Source organism: Streptomyces venezuelae, assembly GCF_008642335.1.
In the GTDB taxonomy this organism is placed as follows: domain Bacteria; phylum Actinomycetota; class Actinomycetes; order Streptomycetales; family Streptomycetaceae; genus Streptomyces; species Streptomyces venezuelae_F.
On sequence record NZ_CP029191.1, the window covers coordinates 923,281 to 938,908 of the forward strand.

Genomic DNA, 15,628 nt, shown 5'->3' on the forward strand with positions numbered 1-15,628 from the left:
ACATGCAACTAGCATCCTTCTCGGTCGCAGAAGCAGACCATCCGGTCCGGAAAGGATGCACACGCACCCATGGAACCCTTATCGGCGCAGCGATCCCCCTTACGGGGGCACGGCGCGAGACCCCGAACACCGCTCGTTCTCCTGCTGGTCACCGCGCTCCTCACGGGGCTGCTCACCGCACTGACCACCACGGTCGGCGCCGCACCCGCCCACGCCGCGGCCATCGACCGCACCGTCCTCACCTGGAACATGCAGGGCGCGGGTGACGGCCGCAACGACCCCGTGCAGAAGTGGGAGACCCTCAAGAACCCCCTGATGTTCGACCCGCAGATGGGGAAGCCGGACATCGCCCTCGTCCAAGAGGGCGGCCCCATGGACGTACCGGGCAGTGCCGATAATGCGACCACGCCCACGCCCAACCAAGTCGTCAACGGCCAGTACGAGACCATCAACCAGGTCCAGCACAAGATCTGGAAGGTCAACAGGCAGGACTCGTACCACATCTACCGCGTCAACTGGGACGTCGCCGGGCACCGCGTGAACCCCACGATCGTCACGCGCGAGCCGGCCGACGAGACGATCATCATGGGGCGGGTCGGCTCCGATACGCGCCCGATGCTGGGCGCGCGCTACGGAAACGACGTGTACTTCACCCTGCACGCCGCCAAGAACGGAAACGACGCGGAGGCACAGGCGCAGCGGGCCTGGACCTGGGCGAAGGCGCACAATCCGCCGTACAACGTGGTGGTCGGCGGGGACTTCAACAAGGAACCGAAGGACCTCGGCAACCTCAACGGCATGACCCTGCACAAGACGGGGCTGCCGACGCACATCGGTGGCAAGGAACTCGACTACGCGCTCGCGGGCAACGTCAATCAGCCGGGCGACACCAATCCCGAGCGGATCCGCGAACCGGGCCTGTTCTCCGACCACTCCCCCGTGCTGCTGACCCCCGACCGCCGTTGCGCCTGGGGCTTCGCGGGCGCGGCGCCCGGCGGACGGGCCGCGGCCGCGGACGCCCAGGGCTGTCAGGAGGCGGTGGTGTCGATGGGCGACAGCTACATCTCCGGCGAGGCGGGCCGCTGGCAGGGCAACGGCTCCAACGGCCAGTACAGCACCAAGGCCAAGGACGGCTCGTCGTTCGGCACCGACCGGACGGCGTTCAACTGTTCCGGCAGCGGGACCGACGAGAAGTGCGAGCACGACCCGAAGCGGGTGTACGGGGACACCGGCGAGGGCAAGGAGATGTGCCACCGGTCGGATGTCGCCGAGATCAAGTCGGTCGGTGACGTGCTCGGCATCCCACAGGAGCGGCGCCTGAACATCGCCTGTTCCGGCGCCACGACCGACGACATCCTCACGCGGACCTTCAAGGGCGAGAAGCCGCAGATCGAGCAGTTGGCCTCGCTGTCCAGGAAGTACCACCTGAAGTACGTGGTGCTGTCCATCGGCGGGAACGACCTGGGCTTCTCCAAGATCGCCCAGGACTGTGTCCTCGGCTACGAGGCCAACCGCCCGTGCAGCACCAAGGGCCGCGGCGAGATGGGCCCGAAGCTGGCCGAGGTGGGGGACGCGGTGAACAAGACCGTGGAGACCATCAGGAAGACCCTGGACGAGTCCGGCCAGGGGCACGCGAAGATCATCATCCAGGGTTACCCCGATCCCGTCCCCTCCTCGCTGAACGTGCGCTATGAGAACAAGGCATGGCTGCGGGAGATGTCCGGCGGCTGCCCGCTGGCCGACCCGGACGTGGACTGGCTCCACTACGAGGTCGTGCCGGGGCTGAACAAGGAGATCGCCGCCGTCGCCGAGAGGCAGAGGGTCATCTTCCTCGACCCGCTGTCCGCGCTGGCCGGTCATCAGCTGTGCGGGCAGGGCGCGACCCAGGCGGACGAGAAGAACACCCTCGCCGGCCCGCCCGACCCGACCGTGAACGAATGGGTACGGTGGATTCCGGGTCTGTCCGACGGGCTCCCCTGGACCCAGGGCGAGACGCAGGAGGCGGCGCACCCGAACGCCTTCGGGCAGCAGGCGATGGGCGCCTGTCTGCGCAAGACCATCGAGAAGACGCAGACCTACAGCGACGGCTACTTCTCCTGCGTGGGATCGCGCGGCATGGGCCCCGGAGACGTGCGCGTCGCCGAGAAGAAGCCCGCGCAGCACGTCCTGATCGGGGAGACCCACCGCATGGTGCTGCGGAACGCCCGCAGCGGTGATCTCGTCGACGCCGACTGGGGCGGCGACGGCTCGTACCCCCGTGGCGAGGAGGAGGGCCAGACCGACAAGCAGGGGTGGGACGTCACCGCCTACGAGGCGGGCGGGCCGACCGTCCGGCAGAACTCGGACGAACCGCAGCCGATCCTCGCCGACGTCACGGTCAGGCGCGGCGATCTCCTGCTGGCCGGCAGCGAGGAGTCGTCCAACGGCGAGGACCCCGGCTCCGACCAGGCCCATTACTGGGCGCAGTTGGCCAAGAACGGCCGCCACAACCTCAACACCTGGGCCCTCTCGGCTCCGGAGAGGGACGGCTCCGTGCAGTACCTCTACCTCCGTAGGGACGCCGACGGCAAGCGGCACGTGGGCGGTTGTCTCACCCAGAATCCCGAGCTGATGACGGACAAGGACCGCAAGAGCTGGCTCACCGTGGAGCCCTGCGGGTCCAGCACCTATCAGTCCTGGTGGCTGGAGTCGCCGGGCCCGCTGCCGAACCCCCGCCCCGCGCCTGACGGGTGGGAGCAGCGCGGCGAGCGCCAGATCGCCAGCTCGGAGCACGACAAGTGCCTGCGCAGCGGCTTCTTCGGGACCGCTTCTCTGACGGAGTGCGCGGACGACGACATCGTGCAGCAGTGGCAGCCCACGGCGCAGGTCCCGCTGACCCCGCCCAGGGCGGCGGCGCGGACGAGGACGACGCCGGAGCCGACCGCCAACGGCGCCTTCTTCCTGCAGAACTCCGGCACGGACGACTGCCTGATCCCCACCGGGGACGGGGCGGGAGTCGCGGTGGGCACGTGCGAGAACTCCGCCGCCCATCAGTGGGCCTGGCAGGGCCGCACACTGCGCTCCGTGGACAGCGGCCGGTGCCTGACGACCGACGCCGACGAGGCACTGTCCCTGGCCGACTGCGTCACCGTCCCCGAGGCGCTCAAGGGAGGCATCGAACCGAAGAACGGGAGCCGCGTCGTCATGCGGTCCGCGACGGGCCTCGCGATGGAGCTGCCGGGCGGTGACACCACGGCGGGCAAGAAGATCACCGGGGCGGCCCCGGAGCCGCAGCAGGACCGTCAGAAGTGGGACCTGCACGCCGATGGTGGCCCCGACGGCATCTGGCGCCTGGCGCCGAAGCTGATCGAGTCGCGGCACCTGTCGTACAACGTCATCGACAAGGTGGCCGCGCTGATGGACGCGGTGTCCGACAACAAGGGCGAGCAGTGGCGCCTGGAGAAGGTCGGCGGCGGCTGGTACCGCGCCGTCAACAACCTCGACGGCACGGTCCTGACCGCGTCGGGCGCCGGTGAGCCGCTGGCGCTGAAGGAACCGTTGAACAACCTCGGACAGTGGTGGCGCTTCGACTGCACCTGCTAGGGGTGCGCTGCTGCTGTCGGGGAAGGGGGCGGTCCTGCGGGGCCGCCCCCCTGCCGGTGTGGTCTAGCCGCCCGGCAGGATGACCGCCCGGCCGTGGACGCGGCCCGCGTGGAGGAGTTCGTACGCCTTTGGGGCGTCGTCCAGGGCGTACGTCTCCACGTGGACGTCGAGCACGCCGGACCTGGCCAGGTCCAGGACCTCGATCAGCTCCGGCCTGCTGCCCCAGTAGGGGGCGCGGAAGGCGGCGTCGAACGGGGTCGTGCCGAAGCCGACGGACGCGGTGCCGCCGCCGATGCCGACGAGGGTGACGTCCGCCTCCACGGCGGCGCACGCGGCGGCCGTCGCGGTGGTCGGCGGCGCCCCGACGAAGTCGAACACCGCCTGGGCGCCGAGGCCGCCGGTCAGTTCGCGGACCCGGGCCGCGGCCGCCGCGTCCGACAGGACCGTCTCGTGGGCGCCGACCTCACGGGCCAGCGTCAGCTTCTCCTCGGTGACGTCGAGGGCGATCACCCGTGCCGGGGTCAGCGCGCGCAGCAGCTGGATGGCGACGTGCCCGAGGCCGCCGGTGCCGATGACCACGGCGGTGCTGCCGGGCGTCAGCTTGGGCAGCGACATCTTGACCGCGTGGTACGGGGTGAGGCCCGCGTCGGTGAGCGGCACCGCCGTCACCGGGTCGAGTCCGTCCAGCGGCACGAGGTGGCGCGGGTCGTCCACGATCATGTACTCGGCGATGGCGCCGGGCGCCCCGAGCCCCGGCGGGCGGATACCGAGGTCGGCGGCGCGGGTGCAGTGGTTCTCCTTGCCCTGCGCGCACATGAGGCAGGTGCCGCACCCCCACGGCCCGTACACGGCCACGGAGTCCCCGAGCGCGAGCCCGGTGACGCCGTCGCCGAGCGCGGCGACGGTTCCGGCGCCCTCGTGGCCGAGGGTGAGCGGGAGCGGGAAGCCCAGGGCCTCGGCGGGGCGGCTCATCACGGCGATGTCGGAGTGGCAGACGCCGGCGGCCGTGACCTTGAGGAGCACCTGGCCGGGTCCGGGCTCGGGGCGCGGGACCGTGACCACCTCGGGGGCGGCGCCGACCGTGCGGTACTGGACGGCCTTCATCGTCTCAACGTGCCGCATAGCCGCCGTCCACCAGGTGGTAGCTGCCGTTGATGAACGACGCGTGGTCCGAGAGCAGGAACAGGGTGAGGTCGGCGACCTCCTCGGCGGTGCCGAGACGGCCCTGCGGGTGGAGGGCGACGAGCCGGCCGCGCTGGTCCTCGTCGCCCTGGAGCAGCGGGGTGTCGATGAAGCCGGGCGCGACGGCGTTGACGCGGACACCGCGGGCCGCGTACTCGACGGCGGCGGTCTTGGTGAGGCCGACGACGGCGTGCTTGGCGGCGGAGTACGCGGCGGAGCCCGCGAAGCCGTTGGTGCCGAGGATCGACGACATGTTGACGACGGCGCCGCCGCCCGCGGCGACGAGGTGCGGCAGCTCGTACCGGAGCGAGTAGAAGACGCCGTTGAGGTTGGTGTCGATGACGCGCTGCCAGTCCTCGACGCCGTACTCGCCGGTCGGGGCGGAGGCACCGGCGATCCCGGCGTTGTTGACGGCGAGGTGCAGGCCGCCGAAGGTCTCGACGGTGAAGTCGACGGCGTGGCGCACCGATGCGGGGTCGGTGACGTCGACGCGTACGGCGACGGCGCGTGCGCCTTCCTCGGTGAGCGAGCGGGCGACGTCGTGGGCGCCCTGTTCGTTGAAGTCGGCGACGACGACGGCCGCTCCGGCGGCGGCGAGGCGGCGGGCGACCGCGAGGCCGATGCCGGACGCGGCGCCGGTGACGAGGGCGGTCTTTCCGGCGAACTCCGGAGCCGTGGTGCTGGTGCGTGTGGTGCTGGTGCGTGTGGTGCTGGTGCGCGCGGTGGTGTCGGCGTGCGTGGTGGTGCTCGTGCTCATGGTGGCGCCTGGTTTCACGTGGTGGTCGTGGTGGTGTTCTCGCGGGGTGCGGGCTCGTCGGCCAGGGCCGCGAACGCCGCGTCGATGAGGTGTGGAAGGGTGCCGTTCTCGCCGGGGGCGATCCAGAACCGCACGGCGGTTCCGAAGGCTCCGACCGCCAGGGAGACGGCCAGCGCCGGGCGCAGGTCGCGCTCGGCGTCGAGCCCGAGCCGGTCGGCGACGATCGCGACCGACGCGGCCTTCGCCTCGTCCTGCACCCGCAGGTAGGCCGGGAGCAGCGACGGCTCCTCGTGGAGCAGCCGGAGCAGGTCGGCGGAGCGGGGCAGGCGGTGCCAGGCGGTCGGTTCGTCGTCCAGCCAGTTCCGGAGTGCCCGGTGGTAGGCCGTGAGGGGGCTCTCCCCCGCGGGGCGGGCGGCGAGCGCCGCGTTGATGCGCGCGTAGTCGACGCGGAGTGCGTCCACCACGGCGTCCTCCTTGCCCGTGAAGTACCGGGAGAAGGTGCGGCGCGAGACGTCGGCGCGGTCGCTGATCGTCTCGACGGTGACCTGGTCGAGGCCGTGGGCGAGGACCAGGTCCACGGCGGCGTTCGCCATGGCGGCCCGGCTCTCCTGGACCTTGCGGGTCCGGCGGCCCTGTGTGCTGCTCATGCTTCGACCGTACACCCCAAAGTGTCCCGATGGGACACTTGTCTCGTCGGGACATGTGATGAGACGCGACACCACTCGAAGAACCTCGGCGCGTTCGCGCTCCTGTCGGCGGGCGCCCACGCATGCCATCGTGAGGACGGACCGGATATTGGTACGGACCAATTGACGTCGACCCGATCACCCGAGGAGTGTGCAGATGCGCGGCACAACGGTCTTACCCGGTGAGGGGAACAACGGAGAGCCGGGCGAGGACGGCATGCCCATGCACCGGCTGCAGGTGCCGATGCCCAACGCGCTGCCTTTCGCCATCGGCACGTTCGACAGCATCGGCCCCATGTCGCGCGCCTCCTTCCCGCACCGGCATACCTTCCACGAGATCGTCCACGTCACCGGGGGCACCGGACGGCACGTCGTCGACCTGGGCCGTTTCCCGCTGCGCCCGCCGAACCTGTGCTTCATCGCCCCCGGACAGGTCCACCACTGGGAGAACGTGACCGGCCTGGAGGGCCGGGTCATCCTCTTCACCGACGACTTCCTCGTGGACCACCCCGCCGACCGGCACGTCCTGCGGACCCTCTCCCGCCGTTCCTGGCTGGACCTGCCCGCGGAGGCGGCGGAGGAGACCGCACGCCTGGTCGACGAGCTCGACGGCGAGTACCGGTCGGGGGCCACCGGATTCCACAGCATCCTGCGGGCGCTGCTGCACGTCCTTGTGGTGCGGGCGGCACGGCTCCCCGCGCCCCGGTCACCCGTCGAACCGCCGGCGCCGCCGCCCCTGCCCGAAGGTCCGCCCCACTCACGTCCCGGCTCGGTGGCCGCGGACTTCCTGACCCTCATGGGCACTCCGGAGGGGGCCCTGCAGTCGGTACGGTCCTGCGCCGACCACCTGGGCGTCTCGGTGAGCTATCTCAGCGAGGTGGTGAAGGCGGAGACCGGCAGGACACCCGGCGAGCTGATCCGGCAGACCCGGGTGCACGAGGCCAAACGGCTGCTGCTGCGCACCGAGTTGACGGTGCGTCAGGTCGCGGGGCGGGTCGGCTGCAAGGACCCGGCGTACTTCTGCCGCTTCTTCCGCCGCGAGACCGGCGCGAGCCCCGGGGACTTCCGGCGCGGCGGTGGCGATATTCACCACGACCACCGGCTCGAGTCCATCGCCGGACCCTCCTCCCCCGCATAACTTCATAGCCGATCCGGAACCACCGACCCCCACAGGCTCAGGAGGAGCGATGGACCACGAGACCGGCAGCCCCGGAGACGGCATACCAGGCGCGGACGGCACCCAGGGAGCGGGCGGCGCCCCCGCCGCCGACGGCGTGAACGGCAGCAAGGGCCCCAGCCGCAAGACCGTCCTGCGGGCCGCGGCCGCGCTGGGCATGGCCGTGCCGGTGTCCCTCATGGGCGTACCCGCACTGGCCAGGACCGCCGCCGAGCGGGGCGAGGCACCCGAGCTCACCCCCACCTGCGACGACGGTGACGACCCGACCATCCCGCAGATGGAGGGTCCGTACTTCAAGCGGAACTCCCCGGAGCGCACCTCGCTCATCCAGGCCGGCACCCCCGGCGTGCGCCTCACCGTCACCGGCTACGTCTTCGGGCGTGCCTGCAAGCCGATCTCCCGGGCCCTGCTGGACTTCTGGCAGGCCGACACGTACGGGACGTACGACAACGTCGGATTCCGCTTCCGCGGGCACCAGTTCACGGACGCCAACGGCGCGTTCAAGCTCACCACGATCGTGCCCGGCCTCTACCCCGGCCGCACCCGGCACCTGCACGTCAAGGTGCAGGCCCCCGGGCGTCCGATCCTCACGACGCAGCTGTACTTCCCCGGCGAGCCCCGCAACAACACGGACACGATCTTCGACCCGCGCCTCCTCATGAACGTCCGCAGCGTCGGCAACACGAAGGAGGCGGACTTCGACTTCGTCCTGAACGTGCCGCAGTAACCCCGCATGCGGCCGCCGGGCCGCGTACAACCTCGGGCACCCGCCATCGGTCAACTGATCGGTCGTGACCGTCCGAGGAACAAGGGAAGTCGTATGTCGCTCGCACACCGCGGAGTCCTTCGCACCATGCCCCTGATCGCCGCGTCGCTGTTGGTGGGCAGCGGCCTTGCGGCCCTGACACTGGGGCAGGGCAGTGCCCGCGCGGACTCCGCGGTGCGGGCGACGGACGACTTCAACGGCGACGGGTTCGCGGACCTGGTCGTCGGCGCGCCCGGCGGCACCGTCTCGGGCCAGGCGAACGCCGGGTACGTGGTGGTGACGTACGGCTCCGAGGACGGCCTCGACCCGGCCCGCAAGAAGGTCATCAGCCGTTCCACGAGCGGCGTGCCCGGGTCGGCGACGGCGAAGCAGGAGTTCGGGCGGACGTTCACCAAGGGCGACCTGGACCACGACGGGTACACCGACCTGGTCGTCGGATCCGACGGCCGGGGTTCGGGGTCGGGCGCGGTGGTTTTGTGGGGCTCCGCGTCCGGCCTGACCGGCGGCACCGCGATCGCCACCCACGGATTCGCGCCGCAGGCCGGTGACTTCGACGGCGACGGCACCACCGACCTCGCACTGTTCGGCAGAGTGGGCTCGCACGGCGACGACCCGGTCGCCCAGGGCGCCCGCCTCTGGAAGGGCCCGATCGCACGCACCGGAACGCCGGCCGCGACCCTCGACTTCATGGACCCCTCCCAATGGTGGAGCTACGAGAGCGAGGACCGCCCCGACCCGTCCTGCCGCGAGAGGCCCGAGGTCTGCGTCGACGGTCCGCTGTCCGTCAAGGGGCCCGTGGTGCCCAGGGGCGTCGGCGACGTGAACGGCGACGGCCGCGCCGACATCGTCATGAACGACTACTCCGGCGACGGCGAGTGGGGCAACAGCGTGCTGTACGGCGGCGCGACCGGGTTCAAGCGGGGTGACGCGCCGGGCTCCGGCGACGCGATGGGCGTCGGCGACGTCAACGGCGACCACTACGACGACGTGGTCGCGGGCGTCGGCGACGAGGACGGCGAGGTGACGGTCTCCTACGGTTCGGCGGACGGCCTCAAGGGCGACGTGCAGAAGTTCGACCAGGACCTGCCGGGCGTGCCGGGCGCGGAGGAGAACGGGGACGGGTTCGGCAGCTCGATCGCGGTCGGCGACGTGACGGGTGACGGCTACGCGGACATCGCGCTCGGCGTGCCCGGCGAGGACGTCAGGGACGTCACGGACGCGGGCGCGGTCGTCCTGGTGCGCGGCAGCGCCACCGGCGTGACGGGCACGGGCGCCCAGGCCTTCCACCAGGACACGGCGGGTGTCCCCGGTGTCGCCGAGAAGAACGACCTGTTCGGCGCGGCCGTGTCGCTGCTCGACGTCACGGGCGACGGACACGGCGACCTCGCGGCGTCGTCCGTGGAGGAGAACGCCCGCGCGGGCGCCCTGTGGTCGCTGCGCGGCACCGCCGCGGGCGCGACCGCCACGGGCTCGGTGGCGTTCGGCCCGAAGGACGTGGACGCGCCGAACACGGCGGCGCTCTTCGGCAGCGCGCTGCGGTAGCGCCCGGGGGCTCGAAGACGGGCTCTCAGGCGGCCGGGCGGATCAGTTCCCACGTGTCGACGGCGTAGTCGAGGGTCATGCCGTGCCGTTCGTACAGGGCGAGTGCGCCGCTGCTGTTGTCGGTGTCGACGCCGAGGCCGATCCGGTCGCGGCCCAGCGCGGCGTAGTGCCCGAAGGCGTGGCGCAGGAGGTGGCTGCCGAGGCCGCGTCCGCGGGCCTCGGCGAGGACGCCGAGGTTGCCTATCCAGCCCATCGACGGACGGTTGTCGTGGGTGCGCAGCACGGCGGCGTCGCCGAGCCCCTCGACGTGGGCGATCCAGATCAGGGACCAGTCGGCGTTCCGGGCGTCGATGTCGCCGAGCCACTGCTCATAGGTGCGCGGCTGGTGGTCGAAGTGCTCCGTGAAGCTCTCCTGGAGCAGGGCGTGGGCGCGCCTGCGGTCCTCCTCGGCGAGGCAGGGCCGCAGGACGACGCCGGGCGGTGCCTTGGGCAGCGGGTCCGCGTCGACGCCGATCCGGCGCTCAAGGACGTTGTAGCGCCGCACGGTGCGCCAGCCTCGCGCCCGGAGGTCCCGCGGGTCCGTGGTGGGTTCGGTGTTGAGGTGCAGATGCACGACCGCCCGCGCCGCGCCGTTGGCCGCCGCACGCTCCGCGGCGCGTTGCTCCAGCAGCTCGAGAAGGTACAGGGCGCCGTGTGGGCGGCCGGGCAGGACGTAGTGGTCGACGTCGATGCGCTCGCCGCCGGATTCGTCCCACAGCAGCGCGTACCCGACGAGCAGGTCACCCTCGTGGAGCAGCCACGAGTCCCGCTCCAGGTCCACCTCGGGGTGGGACAGGTCGGCCCGCACCTCGGCCAGTTCGGTGTCGGCGCGGCCTATCTCCAGCACGTCGACCTCGTTGAGCAGCGCGCACACGGCCTCCGCGTCGTCGGGCGTCGCCGGGCGCACGGTGAGCCCCTGGGGCGGTGTGAGAGACGTCGTCATGGGTCCACTGTCCGGGGGCGGGATCCCCGCTCGCAACGGACTTTTCGCGGGGCGGGCCGCAGGTCACTCGTAGGGGCCGGACGTCCGGTGCGGGCCGGGGCGGTCCAAGCGGTCGACCAGCATCTCGTACGAGCGGCGGACCACCTGACAGGCGCGGCGCGTCGCCCCGGAGTGCGCCGGGTCGGCCGTCAGGCCCGCCCAGTGCGTGAGGCGTTCGCGGGCGCGCGCGGCGGTCTCCGTGTCGGGGGCGTCCGCGGGCAGACCGAGGAGCGCGTGCGGGGTGTGCCCGTACTCGCCGGTGATCCGCAGCAGGTCGGCCGCTTCGGGCGGCTCCAGCCGGACGGCGCCGCTGTAGTGGCCGCGCAGCACGGCGAGTTCGGCGAAGGCGTGTTCGGCGTGTTCAAGGCGGGTGACCGCGGCCGCGGCCCGCCGCAGTGTCGCGCGGGCCCGGGGCGAGCCGTCGCCGAGGTCCGGCAGTGCCGCCAGGTGCGCGACGGCACGGGCCAGTTTGACGAGTTCGGCGCGGTGCCCGAAGTGGTCGGCGAGGAGGGTGCGGAAGTCGGCCATGCCACTGCTGCGGTACAGCTCGGCCCGCAGCGTCTCGCGGGTGTCGGCGCCGTCGCGGATCAGCCGGGCCGCGAGCACGATGCCGTAGCCGCCGAACCGGGCGTGCAGCGCTCGGCGCCGGGCCGCCCGCACCGGCACGTCCGGCATGTCGCCCGTGGCGAAGTCGGCGCCGAAGTACACCCGGTCCGCCAGGTCCCGCGGCGCGAGACCGGCCAGGGTCACGAGGTCGGCGAAGTCGTCGTCCGTGCAGCTGCCCGCGGCCGCGCCGACCAGGCTCGCCAGCGGACACAGGTCGTACAGGAGCCGCCGGGCCCCGGCCGCTCCCATCAGGCGTCCGGCCACCCGGCGGCCCTCGGCGAGCGGGTCGTCGTGGGCGGGCCAGAACAGCTCCACCTTGGTGAGCGCGCCGACCGTGGTGACGGGCCCGGCGCCCGAGACGCCCGCGCCCGTGAAGTCCCGCAGCAGCTCCTCCTCCGACGCGGCGAGGCCACGCGCGAAGACGAGCACGAGGGCGTCCGCCTTGGCGGCCTGCCCGAGCGTCGCGGCCCGCACATCGCCCTCGTCCAGGGCGAGGAACCGCAGCGTGTTCGCGGAGTCCTCGCCGAAGTGGGAGTCAAGGCCCGGGGTGTCGATCAGGTCGAAGGCGCGCAGGTAGGGGTGCGGGTCGGTGATCTCCAGACAGTCGATGCGGCGCAGCAGTCGGGCCAGCTCCGGGGTGCCCTTCGCGCGTACGGTCAGCTCCTCCAGCTCGTCGTTGTCGCGGCGTTCAGGCGGCGCGCCGTCGGTGTAGTGCACGGTGAGGGTTCTGTCCGGGCCGTGGCGCAACCAGTTGACGTTGTACGTCAGCTCCTCGATGCCCGTGGGCACGCGGTCCCCGCCGAGCAGGGCGTTGACCAGGGTCGACTTGCCGGAGCTGACGCGGCCGACGAGGGCGATCCGCAGGGGTGCCGTGATGCGGGCGTGCTGCTCCGCCAGCACCGTCCGGGCATGGTCGAACTCCGGCCCCGGGCCCAGGAGTCGGCGTGCCGCCTCGAAGGCCGTCTCGGCCCGGTCACGGAGCACCGGGGTCCTCCGCCCGGCCGAGGAAGTGGGTGAAGAAGTCCGGTCCGAGCGCCCGGTAGTACGGTTCGAGGCCCGGTTCGAGCAGGGTGCGGAGCAGGGCGGTGAAGCGGGCCCCGCGTGCGAAGGGGGTTCGGGCGGCGAGGCTCTCGCAGAGGTCGTCGTAGAGGCCGAGGAGTTCCCGGCGGGCCGCGCGGTAGTCGCCGACGGTGCCGTCCAGGGCCTTGTGCGGGAAGACTCCCACCGGGCGTGTGTCGTCCGGCGGGGGCCAGGGCCGGGTCAGGCGCAGATCGACGTACTCCATGGGGCGGCCCGTGGCGCGGTCGAGGGTGACCGTCGCGAACGGCGGGAACAGCTCGGCGCCGCCGTCGCTCAGCGCGTGCATGCCGAAGAGCGGCAGCCGCAGGCAGATCCTCGGGGCGCCGGACCTGCGGCTCAGCCGCAGCGGCACCGGCCAGCCGATGCCGGCCTCCATGGGGACGAGCTGCCGGAACAGCGGCATGCGGCGCAGGCGTTCGAGGAGTTCGGCTGTGGGCACGGGGCCGGGGCCCGGGCCGTGACCGGGGCCGGAGCTGACGGGCCCGGATCCGCCGGGCTGCGGCGGTGTCTTCGCGTACGGATCAGGCATGCCGGTTCCCTCCCGCGATGACCGTGAACCTCTCCGAGTCGTCCCAGGCGGCGAGGAAGTCCGCCTCGGGCACTTCGAGCCCCGCCCCGTCCGGACGTCCGGGGTCGTTGAGGATCACCCGCGGATCGCCGGGGTCGCTGCGGTCGAAGCCGATGACCTGGACCACGTGGTCGGCGCCCTGGCCGGGTATGCCCGCCGCGTCGGCGAGCCGGAGGGTCTCCGGGTCGGCGGCGAGCAGTTCGTCGGAGTCGAGGGCGACGAGCACGCCCTCGCCCTCGGACAGCGCCGTCGACAGGCTGTCGAGCGACTCGCCCTGGCTCCGTTCGACCGGCACGTCGTAGTACTCCAGGAGATTGCCCACGTCCTCCAGGGGCGTGCCGACGCCCGGTCGGTACCAGTCGTGGGCCTCGGCGACGGCGGCCAGTTCCTCCTCCGTGTGGTCGACACCGGTGAAACGGTCGATCAGGAACTCCTGCCCGACGACGGCGCAGCTGTGGCCGGCCTGCTGCTCGTGCCAGCCGGCGGTGGCGTCCGGGTCCGGGGTGAAGTCGGCGGGGGCGCTGCTTTGGGGCGGGCCGCCCACGTCCGGGGCCGGTGCCAGGTCGCCCGTCGGGTCCGGGAGCAGGGGCTCCTCGAAGGTGCTGCCCTCGTCGGTGCCGGGCTGCGGATCACTGTCGTCGTACACGCCCTCGAAGCTCATGCGTCCGCCCACCCCCCGTCGTCGCCGAGGGCCGTCTCGCCGACGGGCACCCCCGCGTCTCCGCTCGACCCCGCGCCGCCGCCCGGCTCCTGCTCCGCGCGCCCCAGCTCGGCCGCCTCCGCGGCCAGGGACTCCGCCTTCCTGCGTACGTCGAGGAGGGGCGCCCGCCGTCCGCGCAGCCGCGTGGTGCGCTCGGCCGCCTGGGCGCGGGTCGCCGCCTTCGCGTCGTTGAGCCGGGACAAGGCGGCGGTGACGCTCTCGTGCTCCTGGCGGATCCTGCTGTCCAGCTCCGCCATGACGGCGGCGATCAGGTCATCGGTCATCGCCGCGACGGCGTCCTCGATGTGCCGCTGCTGCGTGCCACGGAGCGGCGCCAGCTCGGTCTGCAGGCTGTGCCGCTGTTGCTGACGGTCGGAGTGCCGGTTGGCGCGGACGGCGCCGGCGAGCCCGATGCCGGCACCGATCAGCGCCCCCACGGCGAGACCGATCAGGTTTCCGGCCCCGGGCGCGATGCTTCCGATGGCGAAGCCCACGCCCGCGCCCGTCGTCGTGCCGAAGGACGTCTCACGCACGGCCCGCATCCCGCCGCCCGGGGCCCGTTCGTCGCCGAGCCTGCCCGTCACCTTCAGCGGCGGCACCGGCGGGTCGGGCAAGGGGCCGACCTTCTGCTCCGCGAGGTCGAGGCCCTGTGCGGTGCTGAACTCCCGCAGGATCTGCGCCGACCGGCGCTGTGCCAGCGTGTGCACGCCCGACACGACCGCGCCGGCGTCCGAGGACAGCTGGGTGACGAGGTGTTCGGGCGCGGCGAGGAACATGTCACGGAAGAGGTAGTCGGTCTGGAAGGTGTTCCAGACCCGGTCGATGCCTGTCTGGCCCTCGCTGCGCAGTGCGCGGGCGAGCGCGGTGAACTGGCGGCGCAGTTCGGCCCGCCAGGCCGCCTCTCCCTTGCCGAGCCCCGCGAGGCGTGCCTTCTGCTGCTCCAGTTCCCCTGTCAGGCGGGCGAGTTCGTCCTCGGTGCGGCGGGCCAGCGCGTCGAGTTCGGTCTCCACGGGCCGCAGCAGCGCGAGCGCCGCTCCGTCCAGGTCGGCCAGGGCCCCGCCGAGGATGAGCTTGGCGCGACGGCGCTCCAGGGCCTGCCACAACAGGGCTTCCAGAGCGGGGAAGTTGCTCAGCTCCAGATGGCGTTCGCCGCCCGTTTCGAGGTGGCGCAGTTTGGCGAGGTTCGAGACGGCGACCAGGCGCAGCTCCGCGGCGGGGCGGCCGGTGACCTCGGCGAGCTTGGCGACGGTGTTCTCGCGGATGGCGTCGCTGTCCGTGGGCACGTCCGTCTTGGTGAGGACGAAGACGATGCCGTCCACGTCGTCGGTGACCTCGGCGGCCTCGGCCGCCCGGCGCAGGAAGACGAGCTCGCTCTCGGTCAGCGGCTGGGTGGCGTCGGCGACGAAGAGGAGGGCGTCCGCGCTCGGCAGCAGGGCGGCGGTCACGGCGGTGTGCTCGTGGTAGACACCTCCCACGCCGGGGGTGTCCAGGACGGTCACGCCGGAGGCGAGGCGCGGGTTGGGGGTCTCGATCTCCACCAGGCGGGCGCGCCGCACGTTGTGGGGGTTGCCGCCCTCGGTGGCGTAGTCCGCGATCTCGGCCCGGCTGATGGTGCGCCGTTCCGGTGTCTCCTCCTGGGTCCCGTCCTCGCCGTCCAGGAGGACGGTGATCCGCTCCGGGTCGCCGTACCGTACCGACGTCACGAGGCGTGTGGCGTACGTCGTGTCCACCGGGAACAGGCCGGGGTCCTCCAAGAGGGCGCCGAGGAGGCTGGACTTGCCGCGCTTGAACTCGCCGCAGACGACGACGGTCAGCCGGCTGTCGCGCAGGCGCTCACGGGCCGCGCCGACACGCCGTTCCGTCTCGGCCGCCCGGACTTCCTCGGCCGTCCGCGCCAGCACATCGAACAGGCCGAGGACCTCCGTCCGCAGCGTGTCGTACGTACGCATGGATTCTCCCCC

Annotated in this window: 11 protein-coding genes and 1 pseudogene; 4 read left to right on the forward strand and 8 right to left on the reverse strand. The window is 72.4% G+C overall.

From position 1 onward, the window contains the following. Nucleotides 1-69 precede the first annotated feature (69 nt). The gene (locus DEJ49_RS04040; RefSeq protein ID WP_150182460.1) at nucleotides 70-3,582 is read left to right on the forward strand and encodes a GDSL-type esterase/lipase family protein; all 3,513 of its coding nucleotides are present in this window, start codon (nucleotides 70-72) and stop codon (nucleotides 3,580-3,582) included. Between the two features lie 63 nt (nucleotides 3,583-3,645). On the opposite strand, the gene DEJ49_RS04045 is transcribed toward DEJ49_RS04040, so the two are convergent. The 3 genes from DEJ49_RS04045 to DEJ49_RS04055 are packed head-to-tail and all read right to left on the reverse strand — an operon-like array spanning nucleotide 3,646 to nucleotide 6,168. Continuing rightward, a complete protein-coding gene (locus DEJ49_RS04045; protein ID WP_150188038.1) occupies nucleotides 3,646-4,686 on the reverse strand; it encodes an NAD(P)-dependent alcohol dehydrogenase in 1,041 nt (346 codons plus the stop codon). Nucleotides 4,687-4,690: 4 nt separating this feature from the next. Beyond that, the gene (locus DEJ49_RS04050) at nucleotides 4,691-5,521 is read right to left on the reverse strand and encodes an SDR family NAD(P)-dependent oxidoreductase (RefSeq protein WP_150182461.1); all 831 of its coding nucleotides are present in this window, start codon (nucleotides 5,519-5,521) and stop codon (nucleotides 4,691-4,693) included. Between the two features lie 14 nt (nucleotides 5,522-5,535). Further along, the gene (locus DEJ49_RS04055) at nucleotides 5,536-6,168 is read right to left on the reverse strand and encodes a TetR family transcriptional regulator (protein ID WP_150182463.1); all 633 of its coding nucleotides are present in this window, start codon (nucleotides 6,166-6,168) and stop codon (nucleotides 5,536-5,538) included. A gap of 196 nt (nucleotides 6,169-6,364) precedes the next feature. Here DEJ49_RS04055 and DEJ49_RS04060 point away from each other — a divergent pair, with 196 nt between their 5' ends. The 3 genes and pseudogenes from DEJ49_RS04060 to DEJ49_RS04070 all read left to right on the forward strand — a co-directional run bounded on the left by DEJ49_RS04060 (nucleotide 6,365) and on the right by DEJ49_RS04070 (nucleotide 9,692). Further along, a complete protein-coding gene (locus DEJ49_RS04060) occupies nucleotides 6,365-7,345 on the forward strand; it encodes a helix-turn-helix transcriptional regulator (protein ID WP_190329263.1) in 981 nt (326 codons plus the stop codon). A gap of 49 nt (nucleotides 7,346-7,394) precedes the next feature. Then, a pseudogene (locus tag DEJ49_RS04065) lies at nucleotides 7,395-8,108 on the forward strand (dioxygenase); the annotation flags it as partial. A gap of 96 nt (nucleotides 8,109-8,204) precedes the next feature. Further along, nucleotides 8,205-9,692, forward strand: a complete 1,488-nt coding sequence (locus DEJ49_RS04070) for an FG-GAP-like repeat-containing protein (RefSeq protein WP_150182467.1) — start codon at nucleotides 8,205-8,207, stop codon at nucleotides 9,690-9,692. Nucleotides 9,693-9,717: 25 nt separating this feature from the next. Here DEJ49_RS04070 and DEJ49_RS04075 read toward each other — a convergent pair whose 3' ends face one another. From DEJ49_RS04075 to DEJ49_RS04095, 5 genes are all read right to left on the reverse strand, one after another. Continuing rightward, nucleotides 9,718-10,674 carry a GNAT family N-acetyltransferase gene (locus DEJ49_RS04075; protein WP_150182468.1) on the reverse strand — a complete coding sequence of 319 codons (957 nt, stop codon included), beginning with the start codon at nucleotides 10,672-10,674 and terminating at the stop codon, nucleotides 9,718-9,720. Nucleotides 10,675-10,737: 63 nt separating this feature from the next. After that, on the reverse strand, nucleotides 10,738-12,303 hold the full coding sequence (locus DEJ49_RS04080; RefSeq protein ID WP_150182470.1) for a dynamin family protein: 1,566 nt from the start codon (nucleotides 12,301-12,303) through the stop codon (nucleotides 10,738-10,740). Next, complete coding sequence (locus DEJ49_RS04085) at nucleotides 12,293-12,928, reverse strand: hypothetical protein (protein WP_150182472.1); 636 nt, start codon at nucleotides 12,926-12,928, stop codon at nucleotides 12,293-12,295. Before DEJ49_RS04085 ends, DEJ49_RS04080 begins: the two co-directional genes overlap by 11 nt. After that, the gene (locus DEJ49_RS04090) at nucleotides 12,921-13,628 is read right to left on the reverse strand and encodes a hypothetical protein (protein WP_150182474.1); all 708 of its coding nucleotides are present in this window, start codon (nucleotides 13,626-13,628) and stop codon (nucleotides 12,921-12,923) included. Before DEJ49_RS04090 ends, DEJ49_RS04085 begins: the two co-directional genes overlap by 8 nt. Next, entirely contained in the window at nucleotides 13,625-15,616 is a 1,992-nt protein-coding gene (locus tag DEJ49_RS04095; protein WP_150182476.1) for a dynamin family protein, read from the reverse strand. Before DEJ49_RS04095 ends, DEJ49_RS04090 begins: the two co-directional genes overlap by 4 nt. Nucleotides 15,617-15,628 lie beyond the last annotated feature (12 nt).